The sequence below is a fragment of the Mycobacterium sp. IDUB_1 genome (genome assembly GCF_055419625.1).
Genome location: NZ_JBVAYA010000002.1, coordinates 781,493 through 801,129, shown reverse-complemented (window position 1 = coordinate 801,129; position 19,637 = coordinate 781,493). Strand labels below are relative to the sequence as shown.

Here is a 19,637-nt window from a genome sequence, read left to right as displayed (position 1 = left end):
GCGGATACGCCCGCGGTCAACATCAGGGCATCGTCATCTGCAGTGCCACAGCAGGTTACGACACGACAGGGAGCCCGTGATGACATCGGCGAACAACGGCAGCGGGAGAACGTGGACCGTGATACTCAATTGCTACGCACAGGCTTTCGGCGTCATCCCCGCACCCGCGGACGGCGCCGACGTCCTTCATCCCTCGCCCAGCCCGAGCCGCGTTGCGGCGTCATGTAGATCGACGCGGAACTGATCGAGGCTCGCGAGTGTGTACATACCGTCGATGTGATCGTTGGCCCACAAACTGTGGATCTTCTTCAGGTCGGATTTGCGCCGATGCCAGCCGATGCCATCGATGACCGCGAAGACGTACTGGCGCGGCAACCGCACCTCGGCCATCTCCTCGATCTCACGCACCGCATCGGTGAGCTTGCTGCCCGTCGAGTCGAAGCCCTTCGCCGCCACGACGATCGACGCGTTGTCAGCGTCGGGGACGATCAAATCGGCCGGCGCCGTACGCCCCTGGCGCCCCGTGAACCGCGAGCGCTGCGCGTGCGGCAGACCCAGATCGGCTGCAATCGCTGAGATCTCGTCCTCGATCCGGCGACCCGACGCCTGCCCCCCTGACGCGGTCGCCCGCGGCCCGGCCCGCGCGATCAACACATCAGCCAAGCCATAGGTGCGGTTGCGCTGCATGCGCAGCAGCCGCAGCAGATCGAATTGCTCGTCGAGCATCGCGACGAGCTCCGCCGGCCGTTTCCGCGCCAGCGTGACGAACCCGGCCGTGCCGAACTCCGTGGTCAGCGCCGCCTTGAGCTTCTCCTGGCCGAGCCCCACGGTCAGACCCAGCACGTGCACCGACTGAGGATTCCGCTGTGTCCACTCGGTCAGCGAGGCCGCGTCGATCTCGGCGAGCTGCTCCAGACTGGCCACCGCCTCGCTGATCGCCTCGGCTTCGGGCGTCGACGCCGTCGGATCCACGATCGCGGTCAGCCGCCCCAGCGACGCCACGTAGTCGTCGAAGGCGACGGCACTGCTCATCAGTCCCGCCCGATGAACAGGTACTCACTCACGTCGCGCCGGGCGGCCGCCACATGCGTGCCGAAGCTGTACTTGTGATCGATCGCGATCACCTCGACCGACGGCTTGACCTTGCCCAGCAGGTCACGGATGCGCGCCGCCCCCGGGATCGCGTTCGACGAGTACGACAGCACGATCGCGCCCGCGTCGGCGAAATGCTCGAACGACCGCAGCAGCGCGTCTTCGATCGTGCGTTTGTAGGCGAACGGCGTGAAGCGCTTCTCCAGCTTCTTGGTCTTGGTGTGCTCCATGATCGTCACATCACGCCAGTACACGGACAGGCCTTCGAGGAAGTGGTAGCGCTTGATGTAGTCGTTGTCGTCGCTGGGCGGGGCGTACGGCGGGTCGAGATACACCAGATCCGGTGTGTTGTCGGGGATTTCGAACACATCACCGCGGCGGGCCCGGCTGCGTGTGCCGTTACTGAACACCGTCGCGTTGTAGTCGAGCGCGCGTTCGCGGAAGTGGTCGCGCAGCGACAGCTTCAGATCGCGGCGCCCGTCGGCGTACTTGGTGCCGTCGGTGAAGGTGAAGACTCCGCGCGGTTGCTTGCGCGCCGCCGACAGCACCAGTGCGGAGATCGCGAGATTGCGCCGATGGCCCGTCAACGTGTCGATGTGCGACCACGCGGAATCCAGGAACTGCCGATCCTCGGGCGTGAAGTACAGACCGTCGAAGGTGCTCTGGATGAAGTCACGGTCATCAGCCGGCGGCCCGCAGATCGCCTCGATCAGATCCTGGTCGAGTTTGACCGAGGAGTTCTGCACCGTGGCCGCTGCGATGACGGCCGGGAAATTCAGGAAGTCGTTCGAAGTGACCGCGAAGCCCTGCACCTTGAGCAGATAGGACACCACTCCGGACCCCGAGAACGCGTCGACGGCGGTGTCCCCGCCGATCTCGGCGAAGACGCGTTCCAGGTGCGGCAGGAGCCGATACTTGGATCCCATGTAGCGCAGCCGGGGGAAGCGCTGCGCCTTGGCGACGACGTCCGAGGACGTCAGATCAGATGCGCGCGCCACGGACACAGATTCCCACACATCGGCCCGCTTTCCCGGCACGCTCACCGCCGCATGTTCGCGAACGCGCTGAGGTCGATCGGTTCATTCATCACAGTGCCGGTCACCCTAGCGGTGACCACCGTCAACCTGTGCTGTCGCTGGAGTCCGTCCCCGCCGAACTCGCATCCGCCGTCGAGTCCGCCGACGCGGTCGCAGCCGTCGTGGGATCCGCGGTCGCCACCGTCGACGTCGACCCGCCGTGGTCGTCGGTGCGCTCGACGTCGACGGAGCCGCCGTCTCGGTCGCCGACGCCTCGGCCGCCGCGCTCGGTTCCGGCTCGGCACCGGTCGGAGTGGCCGTCTCCGACACCGTGGGAACGGCGCTGGTCGACGTGGCGGTCGTCGGCGGCGAGGACGACGTCGCGGCCGCCGTCGTCGGGGTCGCGAACGTGCCTGGCTGGTCTTCCTCGACGATCGCCTTGATCTCGTCGGTGTAGGCCTCCAGCTGCGGTTGGATGTCGGCGAGCTTCACCTGCCCGGCCTCGATCTGTGCCTGGAACGCCGCCACCCTCGACCACACCTCGTCCATCTTCGTCATCGCCGCCGGCGAGAGCGGCTCGTCGATGGTGATGAACAGCTGCTGCGCGAGCCCATAGGTGAGGCAGTTGATGCAGTCGTAGTTCAGTGCGCCCGCCAGGTTCTGCGGGGTGGCGACGTTGTTGTTGGACTCGTCACCGTCGATGACGAACACCACCTGGTACGCCACGGCCACGGCACCGCAATTCCGGCACGAGGCATAGGCTTCCGCGTCGTTGATGTTCTCCGCGTACTCCTCGTCGGTCTGCCACACCAACGCGAAGGCCGTGTCATAGACGACGGTGTTGTTCGTCGTGTTGACCGCGAGTGCCTGGTTGTCGTCGGGCCCGGGGGTCAGTGGCTTGTCGACGGGGAAGACCCACCCTTTGTCGGCGACCGTCGTGATCGGAGCCGAGGACCCCGCCGCGCCCCCGGAACGCAGAATCCGCGGGATCAGCACGACCATCAACCGTGGTTGCCCCGCTGTCGGCAGCGGGCTGCGGGTGTCCCACATCGCTCGCATCACGCCGCGCTGACCGGGGCTGATCGTGCGGGTCGCGGCGACCGGCCGGGTGGGCGCAGACCGCTGCGGCGGCGGTGAACCGAGCCGCTCGAGCCCGACCGCGTAGGCGATGTCACCGATGGTGCCGCGTTCGTAGGGCTGGATCGGCCGGTACGTCGATTCCCCCGGCCACCACGCGTACGCCACCCCCGTGGCCATCGCGGTACCGGCAAGCAGCGCGAGCATCCGCATCGCGGGCTTCCCCGTGGTGGCCTTCCACGTGCCGAGTGTGGTCTGCCTCAGGAACCGCACCAGCATGTAGAGCACACCCGCAACCGGGATGACGATCGCAATCATGGCCAGCATGCGGGCGGCCATCTGGATCACGTCGCCGCCATCCCACGCCGCCAACAGCACGTCCTTCTGGGCATTGAGCGCCGACCACGCCGAGCCGAGCAGCCGGGGCAGCGCGAGGACAGCGCCCACCAGCGCGATCAACAGCATCGGTACGACGACCATCACCCAGACCGTCACCAGCATTCGCGCCCAGGGCTTGAGCATGCCGGCGTGCGGGTCGCCCCACCGCCATGGCAGCAGGCCGAGCAGAGTGGGCTTGATCCGCGAGTAAAGATCGGGCACCCCGGTGAGGTCAGCCAGTACGTGGTAGCCGTCGAAGCGGACCATCGGCGCGAGTTGCCGCAGCATCTGCAGAATCTGGGTGGCGACCACGAGCAACAGCGCGTCGTAGCGCAGCCACAGCCACAGACCCGTGATCGCCACGGCGACAATCGCATTGAAATAGAGCCCACCGAGATCGGTACGCACCCGAGCTCGGCGGCCCAGCCGGTAGGTGTCGGTGACGTCGGTGTAGAACGCTGGCCACACAAGGTAAACGCCGAAACCCATGGCCCCCGGTGTCGCACCGCCGTATCGGGCCGCGGCGGCGTGGCCGAACTCGTGAAAGCCCGCCGAGAGTACGGTGACGACGAAAACCAGGATCAGCAGGCCGGGCCGTTGGAATGCGTCATAGGCCGCGTGCGCCAACCCCTTTCGGAGAAAGACCCACCAGCAGACGACGGCGAAGACGACGAGCAGCGGCACGACCATCCACGGCCGGAACAGGAAGCGGAAGGGGTCCGTCAGCCGACGGGTGCGCTCCGGCTCGGTGACGGCGTAGCGAAAGCGCAACCCGAGGAGAGGGTTTCGCTTCTTCGTCGCGGGCTGCGTCCCGTCGGGTAGCACCAGCAGGCCCAGGGGCCGCAGCTGCTTGTCGACCAGATGGCCGATGTTGTCGGCCGAGACATCCCGGCCGGTCTCCTCTGACACCGCGTTCGCCACCTCGTCGGGTGTGCGGGACCCGTCGATCGCCCGCAGTGTCGCGTACAGCAGTGGTGTGAGTTGGATCGTCTGCCCGTCGGCCCGGAGGACCAGGGAGGGCGGGACCTTGTAGCCCGACCCCGCCATCTCCCCGATCAGCCCGACCCCATCGGCGCGCTGCAGTACCTCCTGTGTGGGCACCGACCCCTCGCTCGTCACGGTCACTGTTCGAACCTTTCGCCGTGAGGAGTGTGTGCGCGCCTGATCAGGCGGCCGAACTACTATCGCTCCCTGCAGAACTCGTGCCGGCGCTGGTGCCACTGGAGGTGGCGCTCGAGGCGCTGTCGGCCGTTCCGGGGGTGCTGCCCTGGGCGATGCTCGACGTCTGATCGGAGTCGGCGGTCGCGTGCACGTCGTTCATGGTTTGCGTGATCGTGGCGTCCTGGATGGACACCGCATCGGCCGTGGAGTCCCACGACCCGATGTTCGCGGCGACACCGGCGTTGATGGGCGCGGCCACGTTGGCGTTGGCCGCGACGCCGCCAGCGATCGGTGCGGCGAGATCGGCGTTGAGGTCGACGTTCACATCGACGTTGAGCAGCGCACCGTCGGCGAAGGTGCCGGTTCCGGTGTCGACCGTCGCACCGGTGTCGGCGTCGGTGTCTGTCCCCGTGTCCGCGCCGGTGTCGGTGACCGTGCCGGTCGACGTGTCGCCGGCCTGGTCGATGGCGCTGTCCTGAATCGACGACGCATCCGCTGTGACATCGTCCATCGATTGCATGATCACCACGCCGCCGTCGGCGGAGTGCGTCACCATGGCGTCGGCGCCCGACCCGTAGGTCAGTACATTCGCCCCTGCGCCCGCTTGGATGGGGGCGGCGACATTGAGGTTGGCGGCGGCCGACAGGTCGATCGGCGACGCGGCGTCGATGCCCACGTTGATGTCGGCGTTGACGTCGATGATCGAGACGACTTCTTTGTCGGGAAGCGCGATGCCGACCTCGGCCTGCAGCTCCTCGGGGGTCAATCCGTGATTAGCCATGGTTTCTTCTCCTGCGTTCAGCGCCGTCCCCGCCGCGACGATGCGGGGTCATTCATTCGTGCGCTGAGTGCTCTATTGACAGCGATGTCAAACCGGTTTCGGAGAAAATTCTCAGAAATTAGCAATTCTACAGAATTGCTGTCGACAGGAGTCGATGGATAGAAATACCTGTCAGACAGGTGATTCCGTGTTCAACGAATTAGCAGTTCGTCGAAAAAATTTCTGGGTGCCCCCGCGGTCACGTTCTCACGTCGGGTTAGCTGATCTCGGTCGCGCTCCCGTCCGCGCGACCTCAGCGTGAGCCAGGAGTGGACTTTGCCGCCGAGTGTTCGCTTTACGACGTGACTCGCGAGTGGACAGATCAGAGTGCGTGCACTCGGCGCCCTATCGGGACCCCTATCGCCTCGTCAGTGAGCGCCTACGCCCCAACCAAGTACCCGAGACGTCACCAGCACCAGAGCCAGCGACACCGCCGCCACGACGACGAGTCCGATGACCGCCACGACCAGCGGGCGCCATCCGGCCCGTGCCAGTTCGCGGAAGTTCGTGTTGAGTCCGACGCCGGCGAATGTCAGCAGGAACGCCCACTTCGACACGTTCCCCAGGTTGGTGATCTGCCCCTTGTTGATCAGGTGCGCGGTGGCCAGTGCGGACACCACGAGGAACCCGAGGACGAACTTGGGGAACTTCTCCCACACGAACGCGGCCTTGGCGCGCACCCCCGGAGCGATGTGGTCGGCTTCCCCGCGCGCGGCCCAGTAGAGCGCGAAGCCCAATACGACGAAGCCGATGAGCGCATTGCGCACCGACTTCACCAGCACCGCGATCTTGCCGGCCTCGTCGGAGTAGAGGAACCCCGTCGCCGTGGTCTCAGCCGTGTTGTCGACGGCGAGCCCGGCCCACAGTCCGAACTCGTGATCGGTGAGCCCGATCGCATGGCCGAGAGGCGGCAGCGTGAACAACGCCACCGCGCCGAGTGCGAGGATCGCGGCGATCGCGTAGCTCACCTCGGAGTTGCGCGCGCGGATGGCGCCCTTGGAAGCGATGATCGCCGAGACACCGCAGATCGACGTACCAATGGCCAGCAGTGACCCCAACTTGCCCGACAATCCGAACAGTCGGGCAGCGAGAATGATGATCGAGCCGGCGATCGCCATGTCCAGCACGATCTGCACCAGGGAGACGCCGCCCAACTTGATCACATCACCCAGCACGAAGCGGGCCCCCAGGGCGACGATGCCGAGCTTGAGCCAGAACTCGTAGGTCTGCACGCCGGGTCGGAAAACGCGATGCACGCCAACGGTATTGGCGATCACCAAACCGATGACGATGGCCCACAGGACGTACTCGATGTCGGGCACGGTCCAGTGCTCGTGCTTTGCCAACGCGTTCCACCCCACCTGCGCATACTTGCCCGCCACGCCGACGGCGACGAGCAGCAGCAACCCCGGTAGGTAGGTGAGAGGGTTACGACCGGCTGAGGCGTTCCGCTGGTGGCCGGCCTCCTGAACGACATTGCTCATCGGTTCACCACGGAACTTTCGGGAGCACGTCGGCCACCGCCAGGGCGACGATGACGCCTGCCACGATGGTCGCCCACCAGTCGAGGCTCAGACCTGCGAACCTCTGTTCATCTGTTGACTGGGGTGCGTCGGGCGCCCCCTGATCCGTACCGGTCACCAGCAAGGTGTAGCCCCGGCAGTCTCACATCGACCAGGAAAAGACTCGGCGTGATCCGAGAGGACTGGCGCGTCGGGGCTAGGAACCCAGCTGTTGATCCAGCGCGGCCACCTGGTCCTTGCCGTACTGCGTCGCGAGGTCGGCAGGCACCGGATCATTGACCGGACCGTCGAACTCCACGTCGACCGCGGCGTTGCCCCGCGTGAACATCAGCACGCCGACGGACTGCGATCCGTTCGGCGACAGCCCGGTCGTCCACATCGCGCCAGGAGCGACGTCGACGGGCCCGGGCTGCGGATTGGCGACCACAGCACCGAGGCCGTCACGCCAGGCGTTCATCGCATCGGTGGCCGCCTGCGGCGACGCCAGCACCAGGATCTTGGTCGTGATGCCACGAGTGCCGTCCCGGTGGTTGAACACCTGCTCGACGCCCTGTTGACCGCCGGGATCGAGCACCGGTGGCACGGCCACGTAGGCCGTGGAGTCGGTGGAGGTGTTCGGATTGACGGGCAGTGTGTCGTAATTCGGTGCGGCCGAGGCTGTTCCGAGTCCGATGCTGAGTACGGCCGACGCGGCGGCCAGTCCCCCGAGGGAGATAGCTGGAAGTTTCATCTGTTTCTCCGCAGTGTTCGAGGGTCGTCGGGTCAGCAGGGGTAGCAGGCGAAGCCGCGCCAGCCGTCGCGCCACGTCCAGCCGGGGCCGCAGCCCATCCAGCCGGTGGACCCGTAGCAATCGAGCAGCTGCACCGTTGGACGCTCGGGGACGGGCGCGGGAGCCGGCGCGGGAGCGGGGTTGGCGAGCTGTGCCGCGGCGGCGGTAGGCGCCCCCAGTAGTGAGCCGACGATCAAGGCCGAGGCCCCGACTGTCCTCGCGAGTCTGCGCATGTCTAATCCCCTCTTCAGACGAGTTGCGAACACCTGCAGAGGTTACGCGTCCATTTGACGTCGCAAGCAATAAAACGCGCGCAGAAATGACATCGCCAGCACTGCGCGAAGGGGGTGCCAACCAAGTGGTTAGTCTGCAGGGAGTCCACCGATGGAGCAGGAGGCCGCCATGCAGCTGGCACTGACACCCGAGGAAGCCTCGTTCCGCGACGAGCTTCGCACCTTCTACCGGACGGAGATCCCCGCCGAGATCCGGGAACGCAGCCGCGCCGGCACGGAGATCACCAAAGACGACATCGTCACCACCCACAAGATCCTCAATGACCACGGCCTCGCGGTGCCCAGCTGGCCGGTCGAATGGGGCGGCAAGGACTGGACGCCCACCCAGCACCAGATCTGGTTGGACGAGATGCAGTTGGCGTGCGTGCCGGAGCCGCTGAACTTCAACGCCAAGATGGTCGGTCCGGTGATCGCCGAGTTCGGCTCCCAGGCAGTCAAGGAGCGGTTCCTGCCGCCGACGGCTTCCCTCGACATCTGGTGGTGCCAGGGCTTTTCCGAGCCCGAGGCGGGGTCGGACCTGGCCTCCCTGAGGACGACCGCGCTGCGAGACGGCGACAGCTACGTGGTCAACGGACAGAAGACGTGGACGACGCTGGGCCAGTACGCCGACTGGATCTTCTGCCTGGTGCGCACCGATCCGAACGCGCCGAAGAAGCAGGCCGGCATCTCGTTCCTGCTGATCGACCTCGACACCCCCGGGATCACGATGCGGCCGATCAAGCTCATCGACGGCAGCGTCGAGGTGAACGAGGTGTTCTTCGAAGACGTCCGGGTGCCCGTCGAGAATCTCGTCGGCGAGGAGAACCAGGGCTGGTCGTATGCGAAGTTCCTGCTCGGCAACGAGCGCACGGGCATCGCCCAGGTCGCCCGGACCAAGGTGCGCCTCGCCGAGGTCAAGGAGCGCGCGAAAGCCAGCGGCCTGCTCGAGGACCCGCTGTTCGCCGCCCGGTTGGCCGAGGCCGAGAACGACGTGCTCGCGCTGGAATTGACGCAGATGCGGGTCGCCTCGGGCTCCAAGGGCGGCAAGCCCAACCCGGCGTCGTCGGTGCTGAAGCTGCGGGGCAGCCAGCTGCAGCAGGTCGCCACCGAACTGCTGATGGAGGTGGCCGGGCCCGACATCCTGCCGTTCCCGACCGACGCCGACATCGCGTCCCCCGAGTGGGCGCAGCACAGTGCACCGCGCTACCTCAACTACCGCAAGACCTCGATCTACGGCGGCAGCAACGAAGTGCAGCGCACCATCATCTCGTCGACCATCCTCGGACTGTAGAGACAAGGCGAACTCATGGACTTCCAGTTCAGCGAAGAACAGACCCTGCTGCGTGACACCACCCGCGAGATGCTCACGCGCGCTTACGATGTCGAGAGCCGCCTCAAGGTCCTCGACACCGACCAGGGCTGGAGCCGCGATGTGTGGGGCCAGCTCGCCGAAACCGGCGTGCTCGGGCTCGGTTTCGACGAAGACGCCGGTGGTCAGCTCGAGATCCACGCCGTGCTCGTCGAAGTCGGCCGCCGGCTGGCTCCCGAGCCTCTCCTGCACGCGGCCCTGGGCCCGGGTGCGGTGATCGCGGAGGTCGGCACTGCCGAGCAGCGCGCGCTGCTCGACGAGGTCGCCGCCGGCGAGCGGCTGCTGGCGTTCGCCCACAGCGAGCCGGGGATGCGCCGGCCCACCGCGACGGTTTCCACCACCGCCGCACGCGCGGGGGACGGCTGGACGGTCAGCGGCACCAAGAATCCTGTGCTGGCCGGTGATTGCGCTGACACCCTGGTGGTGTCGGCCGCACTGCCTGACGGCGGCACCGGGCTGTTCCTGGTCGACGCGGGCGCCGTGTCACGCAAGCCCTACAAGACCTTCGACGGCCAGCGCGGCGCCGAGATCGACCTCGACGGTGCCGCGGCGGAGCCGCTCGGCGATGCGGTCGACGCATCGGCGGCCGTCGAGCGCGCCCTGGTGCGGTTCTCGTCGGGTCTGTGCTCCGAGGCGCTCGGAGCAATGGAAGAAGCGCTGCGGTTGACCACCGAATACCTCACCCAGCGCAAGCAATTCGGCGTCACACTGAGCAAGTTCCAGACGCTGACCCAGCGCGCGGCAGACATGTACGTCTCGCTCGAACTGGCCCGCAGCATGGCGCTGTACGCGGCCATGTCGATCGCCGACGGTGACACCAGTGCGACGATCGGTGCGCGAGCGAAGGTGCAGATCGGCCGGTCGGGCCGTCACATCGCCCAGGAAGCGATCCAGCTGCACGGCGGCATCGGCGTCACCGCCGAGTATCCGGTGGGCCACTACGCCGCCCGGCTCACCGCCATCGAGCAGACGCTGGGGTCGGCTCAAGATCACCTGCACACGCTGGTCGGCCAGCTCGGCGAGTACGAGGTCGTCACCGTCTAAATCCTGCCGGGCAGCGCCACATTGCGTAGCCTGCTGCAATGGTCGGCCACACCATCGTCAGCGGCGGCGACGCGCTGGCGATGCGCATCGCCGAGGAGTTGCGTGGCGCCGGCGCGACGGTGACGGTGATCGATCGACCCGATCAGCTCACCGCTGCCGGCGTCGCGACCGCCACCGCCGTCGTGTGCGCAGGGCCGGATGACGCGGACAATCTCGAGATCGCGCTGCTGGCACGCCGTTTGAGCCCCACGGTGCGGGTCGTGGCCCGCCTCGCCAACACCGTGCTGCGGGAGGCGATGGCCGCCGGCAACGGTCCAGGTGCAGTGCTCGACGTGGCCGATCTCGCCGCCCCGTCGGTGGTGGAGCGATGCCTCGCCCGCACCACACACTCGATCGCGGCAGGCGATCTGCGCTTCGTGGTCTCCGGCGCGGCGATGCCCCGCGCCGGCACGCTGCGCGAGATCCACGGGGACCTCGCCCCGGTGGCCGTCGTGCACGGCGACCGGAGTCCGACACCGGGAGCGGTGACGACGTGCCCGGGACGCGATGTGCACGTCGACGAGGGCGACTGGGTCGCGATGATCGGCACCGCGGGAGAACTCGACGAACCGGACACCGCTGCCCGGCCCCGCCCCCGGCGTTCCCCGATGACCCGAATGGCAAATGCGGTGAGAGCTTTTCGCGAGGACGTCAACCCCAACTTCTATCGCGCGCTGTCGGTGTCGATGAGTCTGCTTCTCGGGTCGACGATCCTGCTGTGGTTCTCCTACAACAAGCCGGGGATGAGCTTCGTCGATGCGCTGTACTTCTCCACCGAGACCATCGCCACCGTCGGGTACGGCGACTTCAGCTTCAGCGATCAACCGACCTGGCTGCGTCTGTTCAGCATCGTGTTGATGTTCGCCGGCATCACCACCACCGCGGTATTGATGGCGTTCGTCGCCGACCTGTTGCTCTCGCGGAGACTGGCGTATTCCGCGGGCCGGCGCAAGGTTCGCGAGCTGCAGAGCCACATGATCGTGGTGGGCCTGGGGTCGTTCGGTATTCGGGTGGCGACCGACCTCAAGGCCGCCGGCCACGACGTCGCGGTGATCGAGCTCAACGACGAGAACCGCTACCTCTCGGCTGCTGCCGACCGCGGCATCCCAGTGATCTTCGGCGACGCCACGCTGCCCTCGACACTGGAAGCGGCGCGCATCGACGAGGCCAGGGCGGTGGCGGTTCTCACCGACGCCGACGTCGTCAACATCGAGACGGCCATCGTCACCCGCGAGCACCTCAAGGACCGCGCCGGGGTACCGGTGGTCCTGCGAGTCTTCGACCGCGCGCTCGGCGCGGCGGTGGCGCACCGATTCGGCTTCGACACCGTGCTGTCGACCGTCGAGTTGGCGGCGCCCTGGTTCATCGGAGCGGCGCTGGGCCTCACCGTCTTCGGGACGTTCTCGGTCGGCCAGGCGTCGTTCATGGTCGGCGGAGTCCGCGTGGACCCCGGAAGTGAGCTCGATGGCATCCGGATGGCGGAGCTCTCGACACAGACCCGGGTGATCGCCATCGTCGGCGGCGACGGCGCCCGTGAGCTACACCCACGACGGGACTCGCAGCTGCAAGCCGGCGACACTGCTTATCTGGTCGGCCCCTACCGCGAACTGCTCGCCACCCTGAGCAAGGGGCGCGGCCGGTCGCCCGCCGGCACGCCGGCGCTCAGCTGAGGTCCGACACCACCTCGGCGACCTGCCGCAGCTGCTCGAGGTCGTCACTGGTGGGGATCAGATGGATCTCGTCGGTTCCGATGTCGGCGAATCGGCGCAGAACAGTGCGCAATTCGTCCTGCGTGCCGGCCCAGCCCGTGGTCGGGGCCATCGCGTCGACGATCTCGGCCGGTATCCAGTTGATGTAGCGCCGCAGGTGCCGGTGCACCTGCTCGCGCGGGGCGGTCCCGTCACCGATCGCGAACCAGAACGAGGTGGCCAGGTGCGGTGCCGGCTTGCCCGCGTCCCGCCACGCGGCGCGTGCGACGTCGAACAACTCGTTCTGGGCGGCCGTGTTCAGATCCAGGCTGGTGCCCGCCAGGCCGGCAGCCCAGCTCGCAGCACTGCGCAGCGTCTTCGGACCCGTTGTGCCGACCAGCAATTCGGGCCCACCCGACTGCACGGGTGGTGGCCCCACCGGCAGCGTCGCACCGGTGACGTTCTCCCCCGCCCAGACCCGCTGCATGACAGCGACCCGGTCGGCGAGCTGTCGCATCGTCTGGGTCGCCGGGTCGGCGCCGACAGAGCGGTAGTCCTCGTGTCGCCCGCCGACACCGATCCCGACCGTCAATCGGCCATCGCACAGCAGATCGCCGGTCGACAGCGCCTTGGCCAGCATGACGGGATCGTGCAACTGCGGGATCACCACCGTCGTCACCAGGCGCACCCGATCCGTCCACGCGGCCAGGGCTCCGAGCAGTGTCAGGGTCTCCGGATTGTCGAACGCGATCCGCTCACCCCAGCACAGCGAGGAGAACGGCCCGTCGTCGACCACCCGCGCCCACGCCCGCAGTGTCGCTCTGTCCAGGTCGGGTTCCATCACCGGCATCGTCATCCCGATACGCACGCCGGAATTCTGACATGCGGGTTGTCACGATCTACGCCGGTTGGCCGTGCAGGTTCTTGGCGGTCGGCGACGTCTCGACGGCCGCGGGGTCCGGACAGGTGCCCAGCACCCGGTCGGCGGTGCCGGCGCTGGTGACGGTGAACCAGTAGTGCTCGTTCTTGAAGTGGTGCTGGCGATGATTGCGCCACACCGCGCGAAACACAGCGGTTTTGGGCTTGTAGTCGGAGTGCACCAGGTAGTGGCACCACTCGTAGCACAGCCCCAGCACGGCCAGGAACGTGAGGAATGTCAGGCCCAGGGTTGTCCGGGGAAATGCCGACAGCGCGACAGCGACTGACACCGGCAACACCCACAGCAGCGCAGGCCACGGGATGAAGATCAGTGCGACGTGCCGCGGATCGACGTGGTGTTCCCGGTGTTTGCGAGCGAGCAGGGAGTCGACGCGTAGACCACCGATGCGGCGGGGCTTCCAGTGCAGGATGCACACGTGGACAACCCATTCGAAGAAGGGGAACACGGCGAGCATCACGGCGGGCACGACGGCGTCGGCCCAACTCCACTCGCCGAGCCACAGGCGCGCGGTGGCCGCGACGACGAGGGTCGTGCCGATCATCCACGGGGACGGGTGCCGTACGAATTCGCGTACGGCGTCCCCGAGGGTGAACTGCCGGCGGGTGGGTCGGACGCGTGCGCTGGTCAAAGCTTCTCCTCCAGATGGGCCAGGGCGGTGAGCAGGGCGGTGGTCGCCGGTTCGAGTAGGCGACGGGCGTGGGTGGTGGCCGCGTTCGCGTCTCCGGCGATCACGGCGTCGGCGAGATCGCGGTAGTCGTCGACGCGCTCGACTTCGGCTGCCATGACGGCAGCCAGGGCGGGCAGAACGGGTTCGTAGGTGGCGCGCAGTGTGTTGAACATCAGCCGGAACGCGATCGAGTCAGCACAGTCGACGATGTGATCCCAGAAGTCGAGCGCATACCGTTGCGCGGCAATGGGATCGGCTTCACCGGATAGCGCGGCCAGAGCCTGATCGAGGGTTTCGCGCGCGTGTGGGCCGCCGCGCTGGGCAGCGAGTTCGGCGACCTTGGGCCCATTGTGCAGCCGTGTCTCCAGGATGCTGCGCACGACATCGAGGTCCAGCTCTCCTCCGCGCATCAGCAGTGTGGGAAGCAGGTCGAGGCCCGCGGTGCGCCGGAAGTTGCGCACGGTGGTGGCGTCGCCCTGGCGCACCTCGACGAGACCTGCGGCGGCCAGACGCTTGAGCGCCTCGCGGATCGCGGGACGCGAGACGCCCAGCACTTCGGCGAGCCGCCGCTCGCTGGGCAGGGCCTCTCCGGGTTGCATCTCGCCGCTGAGCACGTCGGCGACGATCTGGTCGAAGACGTCTTCGGGTACCGAACGACGGTTCACGGGGCGCAGCGCCATGCCCCCACCTTGCCCTGCTGACGGCCAGGCGGTCAAGTGGTCAGACCAGCAGTCTTCGGCTGGCCGGGGGTTATCCCCCGCTGGACTGGCGGGAAAACGCCGTCCCGCCCTCGCGTTGTGATCCCTAGGTTGGTGGACATGACCGCACCAGCTGCCACGATGATCGAGCCGGCACCCGACATCGCGACGCCACCGCCGGCTCCGCGCACTGCCACCGTCGGCGTGGTACCCACCGCCTCGATGATCACCGGCGCCGCGATCGCCACCGTCTGGTTCTGGATTCCGTTGACACTGTTGATCATCGGCGTCTCGTCGATCCCGAGCGTCATCGGCTTCGTCCTCGCCGCCGTGGTGTTCACCTACCTGATGCGCGGTGTCGAGCGAGTCGAACGGGTGCGCAGCGAGGCAGTGTTCGGCATGGGCATCGGCATCCCGCCGCGCCGACTCTCCCCGCACGCCGGCTTCCAGCGCTGGGCGCACCAGATTCTGCTCGACCTGGGCAGCGCCCGCTTCTGGAAGGCCGTGGCCCACCACTACCTGCGCATGACCTACGACATCCTGGCCACCGGCCTCGCGGCCGCGCTGTTGGTGTTCGCGTTCCTCGCACCCGCCGCCGCGATCGCGATCGGCAACAGCGACGCCGACGCCGGTCTGTCGTTCCTGCCCACACCGGTGGCCCTGCTGTTGGCGGTGGTGGCGCTCGCCGCGGCGGGCGTGCTCCTGGTCTACGCCCCTGCCCTCGACGCCACGATCGACCGCTGGCTGCTGACCCCGTCGCCGACCGCGCACCTGCAGTACCAGGTCAGCGCCTTGGCCGATGCGCGGCAGGGCGCGGTCACCTCCGCCCAGACTGAACGCCACCGCATCGAACGCGACCTCCACGACGAGGTGCAACCGCGCCTCGTCTCCCTGGCCATGACGATCGGACTGGCCCAGACGAAACTCGACACCGACCTGCCCGCCGCCAAGGCCCTGATCGCCGAAGCCCATGACGAGGCGAAGAACGCCCTCGTCGAACTGCGCAACGTGGTGCGCGGCATCGCGCCGACGATCCTGGCCGACCGCGGTCTCGACGCGGCACTGTCTGCGGTGGTGCAACGCGCGACGACCTCCGGTGTGCCGACCACGTTGAGTGTGCACCTGCCCCGCCGCCTGCCCGACGAGGTCGAGGCGTGCGCGTACTTCGTCGTCGCCGAGGCCTTGACCAACGTCACCCGGCACGCGGGCGCCAACCAAGCCGCCGTCACGGTCCGCCTGGACGGGGCCGCACAGCAGCTCCACGTCACGGTTTTCGACGACGGGCGCGGCGGTGCGCAGATCACCGGCGACGAGAACGCCACCGGACTACGCGGCCTCGACGAGCGGGTGCGCGCGGCGCGCGGCATGTTCACGGTGTCCAGCCCGGTCACCGGTCCGACGATCATCACCGCGGTGCTGCCATGCGCATCGTGATCGCCGAGGACTCCGCGCTGCTGCGGGCAGGTATCGAGCGCATCCTCACCGACGCCGGTCACGACGTGGTGGCCGGGGTTCCCGACGCGACCAACCTGCTGCGCCTGGTCAACGACACCCGGCCGGATCTCGCGATCCTCGACGTGCGGATGCCGCCCACCTTCACCGACGAAGGCATCCGCGCCGCAGCGCTTCTGCGCAGCCAGAACCCGGAATCCCCGGTGCTGGTGCTCTCGCACTATGTCGAGGAGCGCTATGCCGCCGAGCTGATCGCCTCGGACACCCGCGGCTTCGGCTATCTGCTCAAGGACCGGGTGGCCGACGTCCCGGCCTTCCTCGACGCGGTGGCCGTCGTCGGAGCCGGAGGAACCGTGCTCGATCCGGAAGTGGTGTCGCAGATACTCGTTCGCTCACACCGCCGTAACACCCTGGACGCGCTGACGCCGCGCGAACACGAGGTCCTGCAGCTGATGGCCGAGGGCAAGACGAATTCGGCGATCGCCACGGTGCTGCACATGTCGGTCGGTTCGGCCGAGAAGCACATCGCCTCGATCTTCGCCAAACTCGGCCTGGCCCCCGACGACAGTGGCAACCGGCGCGTTCTCGCCGTCCTGCGATACCTCGAATCCTGAACGCGTGAAAGGACTTTCCATCATGACCACAGTCGCCACCCCGCCCACTCCGCCACCCGTCGTGTCTGCCGGCGGCCGCACGGCCATCCGCTCCCTGCTGATCGTCGCCGCGACGGTCCTGGTCGTCGGAACGGTGGCGTCGCTCGGCGTCACCGCCTGGGGCGTCAGCTCGTTCCGGGTCGTCGCCGACAGCGCTGCCCTGCCCGCCGCTCTGCGCTCGGTGACCGTCGACACCGGTTCCGTTCCCGTCGTCGTGCGCATCAGCACCGATCGGGAGGCTACGACACCGCGCGTCGACATGAGGATGGTCAATTCAGTTCGTGCAGGCTCGGATCCGCTCTCCGTCGCAGCCGACGGCACGTCGGCCCGGGTGACGATCGACGCCGAGCCGTCCGCGCTGCTGAACTGGGGCCGCGCATCGCAGATCACGGTGGTGCTCCCCCCGGAGCAGGCCCGCCGCACCACGGTGACCACCCAGCAGGACACCGGCGTGGTGATGCTCGAGGCCGACATCGACCGACTGGTGGCCCGCACCCGCGACGGCGCGGTGGTTCTCGGGGGCGCCGCGCGCGACGTCGACATCACCGCGCAGAACGGCGACATCGATACGCGCGCCGCGGTGTCGGTGTCGGAGACCTTCAAGGCCACCACCCAGAGCGGCGACATCGACGTCGAATTCTCCGGGGCACCCAAGACGCTGGACGCAAGTACCGAGAACGGCGACGTGACGATTGCTCTGCCGCCGCCCGGACCGTACGTCGTCGACGCGACGACGGGCCAATCCTGGGGTTCCACCGTCGTTCGCGTACCGCAGACCCGGGATCCGAACGGCGCCGCCTCTGTGGTGAGCGTGCGGTCCGAGACCGGTGACGTCACCGTCGATCAGCTGAACTAGCCGCCCGCGAGCTTCTCGATGATCGCGGCGACCGGGGCGGGTTCGGCGAGGCGGAATCCGGTGCCGGCCCAGATGTTGGTGCCGTGCGGATCACCGGCCCGCACCGCGGCTGCCCGCAGCGGACTCGTCAGATAGTGCACCTGCGGGTAGGCCAGCGGTGCCTGCTCATCGTGGTCGTCGACGAAGCGATTGCGCAGGCCGCGCGCGAAGCGTCCCGAGAATGCCTTCGTGACAACCGTTTCGGTGAAATCAGGGCTCGTCAGCGCGGCCCGGTGCACCGGCGTGCTCCCGGCTTCGTCGGCCAGCAGGAACGCCGTGCCCAACTGCGCCGCGACCGCCCCGAGGCGCCGCACCCGCGCGATGTCCGAGGCCGTCATCAGGCCGCCCGCCGCAACCACGGGAAGCTCGAGAGCGGAGCCGATCTCGACCAGCAGATCGTCGAGTGGCTGCTCGGCCGGGCACGCCTGCGAATCGAAGGTCCCGCGATGCCCACCGGCGGCGGGTCCCTGCGCGACGAGAACGTCGACGCCGCGGTCGGCAGCCGCCCGCGCCTCGGCCACTGTGGTGACCGTGCCCGCGACGGTGATGCCGGCGCCCCGCAGGCGCGCGATCTCGCCGGCGCTCGGCAGCCCGAAGGTGAAGGACGCCAACGCCGGCCGCAGATCGAGGAGCACGTCGAGCTTGCCCTGCCACGCGTCGTCATCGATGCGTGGCGCACCCGCCGCGACGCCATAGCGCTCGGCATCGGGTCCCAGCTGCGCGGAGTATCGCTCGAGGGCATCCGCACTGCCGGTATCCGGACCGGGCACGAACAGGTTCGCGCCGACGGGCCCTGACGCCAAGCGCATCGCCGCCCGGAGCCTTTCAGCGAACCCATCGGGGGTGAGGTAGCCGGCCGCGACGAACCCGAGTCCGCCCGCGTTGGTGCCTGCCGCGGCGAGCTCAGGTGTCGATGGCCCACCCGCCATCGGGGCGATCGACACCGGTGCGGTCAGATCACGAAAATCGAAGACCATCAGTGCTCCTCCGGTCAGGTCACGGCGCGCCCGCGCTGCTCTTCCTGCGCGCGGTAGTCGTCGGCCAGGCCACGCACGTGCGCCGGTAGTGCACCGGCGGCCACGTCGGCCAGGCTGGTGGTTTCGAGGACCGAACGCATGCTCGCGCGCAATGCCCGCCACACATCGGTCAGCGCGGCGGTGGGTCCGCTGTAGGGCAGGTCACCGAGCCCGATGTCCCGGACGCTGGCAAGCGGCCCGTCGATGCTGCGCAGTACGTCGGCGATGCTGATTTCGGCGGCGCACCGGGCGAGTTCGTACCCGCCGTCGCGGCCACGGTGACTGCGCACCAACCGGTCGGTGCGCAGATCGGACAGGATGTCGACCAAAAACTGCGAGGGAATGCCTTGCGCCTTGGCCAGATCCTCGGTCTTGACCAGAGTGCCCTCGTCGGCAGTGGCGAGCTCGACCATCGCGCGGATGGCATACTCCGCCTTCGCCGACATCCGCATGCGTGCAGGCCTACCCGGGGATGTCGGCGGCGTCGGGCACGACGACGGCGAACAAGTCGGCGATCCCGGCCAGGCTCGCGGCCTGGATCGCGGCTGCGGACACGGACTCTGATCCGATCCCGGGCAGGGCACGCGTCGCAGTCGCCGTGGCCACGACTGTCGGCGCGTAGCCGAGGTTGAACGCACCGCGCGCCGTCGAATTCACGCACATGTGCGTCATGAACCCGGCCAGCACGAGATTCTGCCTACCCAGTGAGATGAGCCTGTCCTGCAACTCGGTCTGCACGAACGAGTTCGGGTAGTTCTTCACCACAACCGGTTCGGTCTCCAGCGGAGCCACGCGCTCGACGAACGCGCCGGTGTGCCCACCGATGTCGTACAGCGAGCCGGGCCCGTCATCGTGCTGGACGTGGATGATCGGGGCACCGGCCGAGCGCGCACGCTCCAGGAGCAACGCTGCCTCGTCGAGAGCGGCCTGCACCCCATCGAGCTCCAAAACCCCTTCGGTGTAGGTGTTCTGGCAGTCGATCAGTACGAGCACCGATTCGCCGAGAGGGGCAGGCTCGAGCGGCAGCCCCGACAGGGCCCGCAGCGTGTTGGGTTCAGCCACGTCAGC

19 protein-coding genes and 1 pseudogene are annotated in these 19,637 nt (G+C 67.9%); 6 read left to right on the top strand and 14 right to left on the bottom strand.

Annotation, left to right across the window (positions count from 1 at the left end; translation table 11 throughout):
* Positions 1-186: 186 nt before the first annotated feature.
* The 8 genes and pseudogenes from ACZYYX_RS16870 to ACZYYX_RS16835 all read right to left on the bottom strand — a co-directional run bounded on the left by ACZYYX_RS16870 (position 187) and on the right by ACZYYX_RS16835 (position 8,069).
* Positions 187-1,032, bottom strand: a complete 846-nt coding sequence (locus tag ACZYYX_RS16870; protein ID WP_463815691.1) for a hypothetical protein — start codon at positions 1,030-1,032, stop codon at positions 187-189.
* Positions 1,032-2,108: a DNA adenine methylase gene (locus ACZYYX_RS16865; RefSeq protein WP_463815840.1), complete on the bottom strand. Its 1,077-nt coding sequence runs from the start codon at positions 2,106-2,108 to the stop codon at positions 1,032-1,034. The genes ACZYYX_RS16870 and ACZYYX_RS16865 overlap by 1 nt, the downstream gene beginning before the upstream one ends.
* Positions 2,109-2,195: 87 nt before the next feature.
* On the bottom strand, positions 2,196-4,688 hold the full coding sequence (locus ACZYYX_RS16860; protein WP_463815690.1) for a zinc metalloprotease: 2,493 nt from the start codon (positions 4,686-4,688) through the stop codon (positions 2,196-2,198).
* Positions 4,689-4,728: 40 nt separating this feature from the next.
* Positions 4,729-5,505, bottom strand: a complete 777-nt coding sequence (locus ACZYYX_RS16855) for a peptidoglycan-binding protein (RefSeq protein WP_463815689.1) — start codon at positions 5,503-5,505, stop codon at positions 4,729-4,731.
* Between the two features lie 407 nt (positions 5,506-5,912).
* Positions 5,913-6,971: pseudogene (locus ACZYYX_RS16850) on the bottom strand (YeiH family protein); the annotation flags it as partial.
* 61 nt (positions 6,972-7,032) lie between these two features.
* Positions 7,033-7,185, bottom strand: a complete 153-nt coding sequence (locus tag ACZYYX_RS16845; RefSeq protein WP_463815688.1) for a hypothetical protein — start codon at positions 7,183-7,185, stop codon at positions 7,033-7,035.
* Positions 7,186-7,263: 78 nt separating this feature from the next.
* Positions 7,264-7,797 (bottom strand): hypothetical protein, encoded by a 534-nt coding sequence (locus ACZYYX_RS16840; protein WP_463815687.1) that lies wholly within the window; start codon positions 7,795-7,797, stop codon positions 7,264-7,266.
* A gap of 32 nt (positions 7,798-7,829) precedes the next feature.
* Positions 7,830-8,069 carry a hypothetical protein gene (locus ACZYYX_RS16835; RefSeq protein ID WP_463815686.1) on the bottom strand — a complete coding sequence of 80 codons (240 nt, stop codon included), beginning with the start codon at positions 8,067-8,069 and terminating at the stop codon, positions 7,830-7,832.
* Positions 8,070-8,238: 169 nt separating this feature from the next.
* Between ACZYYX_RS16835 and ACZYYX_RS16830 the strand changes: the two genes are divergently transcribed.
* The 3 genes from ACZYYX_RS16830 to ACZYYX_RS16820 are packed head-to-tail and all read left to right on the top strand — an operon-like array spanning position 8,239 to position 12,230.
* Positions 8,239-9,399, top strand: coding sequence for an acyl-CoA dehydrogenase family protein (locus tag ACZYYX_RS16830; RefSeq protein WP_463815839.1), 1,161 nt, complete (start codon positions 8,239-8,241; stop codon positions 9,397-9,399).
* 15 nt (positions 9,400-9,414) lie between these two features.
* Positions 9,415-10,521 (top strand): acyl-CoA dehydrogenase family protein, encoded by a 1,107-nt coding sequence (locus ACZYYX_RS16825; RefSeq protein ID WP_463815685.1) that lies wholly within the window; start codon positions 9,415-9,417, stop codon positions 10,519-10,521.
* Between the two features lie 38 nt (positions 10,522-10,559).
* Complete coding sequence (locus ACZYYX_RS16820; RefSeq protein WP_463815684.1) at positions 10,560-12,230, top strand: NAD-binding protein; 1,671 nt, start codon at positions 10,560-10,562, stop codon at positions 12,228-12,230.
* On the opposite strand, the gene ACZYYX_RS16815 is transcribed toward ACZYYX_RS16820, so the two are convergent.
* Genes ACZYYX_RS16815 through ACZYYX_RS16805 form a run of 3 tightly spaced genes read right to left on the bottom strand, consistent with a single transcriptional unit; the run spans position 12,223 to position 14,535 of the window.
* The gene (locus ACZYYX_RS16815) at positions 12,223-13,104 is read right to left on the bottom strand and encodes an LLM class flavin-dependent oxidoreductase (protein WP_463815838.1); all 882 of its coding nucleotides are present in this window, start codon (positions 13,102-13,104) and stop codon (positions 12,223-12,225) included. The genes ACZYYX_RS16820 and ACZYYX_RS16815 overlap by 8 nt on opposite strands.
* A gap of 43 nt (positions 13,105-13,147) precedes the next feature.
* On the bottom strand, positions 13,148-13,816 hold the full coding sequence (locus ACZYYX_RS16810; protein ID WP_463815683.1) for a sterol desaturase family protein: 669 nt from the start codon (positions 13,814-13,816) through the stop codon (positions 13,148-13,150).
* Positions 13,813-14,535, bottom strand: coding sequence for a FadR/GntR family transcriptional regulator (locus tag ACZYYX_RS16805; protein WP_463815682.1), 723 nt, complete (start codon positions 14,533-14,535; stop codon positions 13,813-13,815). Before ACZYYX_RS16805 ends, ACZYYX_RS16810 begins: the two co-directional genes overlap by 4 nt.
* Before the next feature lie 159 nt (positions 14,536-14,694).
* Here ACZYYX_RS16805 and ACZYYX_RS16800 point away from each other — a divergent pair, with 159 nt between their 5' ends.
* From ACZYYX_RS16800 to ACZYYX_RS16790, 3 genes are read left to right on the top strand one after another with little or no spacing between them, the layout of a single operon-like run.
* Entirely contained in the window at positions 14,695-15,987 is a 1,293-nt protein-coding gene (locus tag ACZYYX_RS16800; protein ID WP_463815837.1) for a sensor histidine kinase, read from the top strand.
* Positions 15,975-16,619, top strand: a complete 645-nt coding sequence (locus tag ACZYYX_RS16795) for a response regulator transcription factor (protein WP_463815681.1) — start codon at positions 15,975-15,977, stop codon at positions 16,617-16,619. The genes ACZYYX_RS16800 and ACZYYX_RS16795 overlap by 13 nt, the downstream gene beginning before the upstream one ends.
* A 22-nt stretch (positions 16,620-16,641) precedes the next feature.
* Positions 16,642-17,514, top strand: coding sequence for a DUF4097 family beta strand repeat-containing protein (locus ACZYYX_RS16790; protein WP_463815680.1), 873 nt, complete (start codon positions 16,642-16,644; stop codon positions 17,512-17,514).
* On the opposite strand, the gene ACZYYX_RS16785 is transcribed toward ACZYYX_RS16790, so the two are convergent.
* From ACZYYX_RS16785 to ACZYYX_RS16775, 3 genes are read right to left on the bottom strand one after another with little or no spacing between them, the layout of a single operon-like run.
* On the bottom strand, positions 17,511-18,530 hold the full coding sequence (locus ACZYYX_RS16785; protein WP_463815679.1) for a nitronate monooxygenase: 1,020 nt from the start codon (positions 18,528-18,530) through the stop codon (positions 17,511-17,513). The genes ACZYYX_RS16790 and ACZYYX_RS16785 overlap by 4 nt on opposite strands.
* 14 nt (positions 18,531-18,544) lie before the next feature.
* Positions 18,545-19,021 (bottom strand): Rrf2 family transcriptional regulator, encoded by a 477-nt coding sequence (locus ACZYYX_RS16780; protein WP_463815678.1) that lies wholly within the window; start codon positions 19,019-19,021, stop codon positions 18,545-18,547.
* 10 nt (positions 19,022-19,031) lie between these two features.
* Positions 19,032-19,631: a cysteine hydrolase family protein gene (locus ACZYYX_RS16775; protein WP_463815677.1), complete on the bottom strand. Its 600-nt coding sequence runs from the start codon at positions 19,629-19,631 to the stop codon at positions 19,032-19,034.
* Positions 19,632-19,637: the final 6 nt, after the last annotated feature.

Coding starts and splice junctions, on each gene's coding strand:
- ACZYYX_RS16815 (WP_463815838.1), bottom strand. CDS start 13,104: ATGACGATGCCGGTGATGGAACCCGACCTGGACAGAGCGACACTGCGG.
- ACZYYX_RS16820 (WP_463815684.1), top strand. CDS start 10,560: ATGGTCGGCCACACCATCGTCAGCGGCGGCGACGCGCTGGCGATGCGC.
- ACZYYX_RS16835 (WP_463815686.1), bottom strand. CDS start 8,069: ATGCGCAGACTCGCGAGGACAGTCGGGGCCTCGGCCTTGATCGTCGGC.
- ACZYYX_RS16800 (WP_463815837.1), top strand. CDS start 14,695: ATGATCGAGCCGGCACCCGACATCGCGACGCCACCGCCGGCTCCGCGC.
- ACZYYX_RS16870 (WP_463815691.1), bottom strand. CDS start 1,032: ATGAGCAGTGCCGTCGCCTTCGACGACTACGTGGCGTCGCTGGGGCGG.
- ACZYYX_RS16825 (WP_463815685.1), top strand. CDS start 9,415: ATGGACTTCCAGTTCAGCGAAGAACAGACCCTGCTGCGTGACACCACC.
- ACZYYX_RS16790 (WP_463815680.1), top strand. CDS start 16,642: ATGACCACAGTCGCCACCCCGCCCACTCCGCCACCCGTCGTGTCTGCC.
- ACZYYX_RS16795 (WP_463815681.1), top strand. CDS start 15,975: ATGCGCATCGTGATCGCCGAGGACTCCGCGCTGCTGCGGGCAGGTATC.
- ACZYYX_RS16785 (WP_463815679.1), bottom strand. CDS start 18,530: ATGGTCTTCGATTTTCGTGATCTGACCGCACCGGTGTCGATCGCCCCG.
- ACZYYX_RS16855 (WP_463815689.1), bottom strand. CDS start 5,505: ATGGCTAATCACGGATTGACCCCCGAGGAGCTGCAGGCCGAGGTCGGC.
- ACZYYX_RS16840 (WP_463815687.1), bottom strand. CDS start 7,797: ATGAAACTTCCAGCTATCTCCCTCGGGGGACTGGCCGCCGCGTCGGCC.
- ACZYYX_RS16805 (WP_463815682.1), bottom strand. CDS start 14,535: ATGGCGCTGCGCCCCGTGAACCGTCGTTCGGTACCCGAAGACGTCTTC.
- ACZYYX_RS16780 (WP_463815678.1), bottom strand. CDS start 19,021: ATGCGGATGTCGGCGAAGGCGGAGTATGCCATCCGCGCGATGGTCGAG.
- ACZYYX_RS16830 (WP_463815839.1), top strand. CDS start 8,239: ATGCAGCTGGCACTGACACCCGAGGAAGCCTCGTTCCGCGACGAGCTT.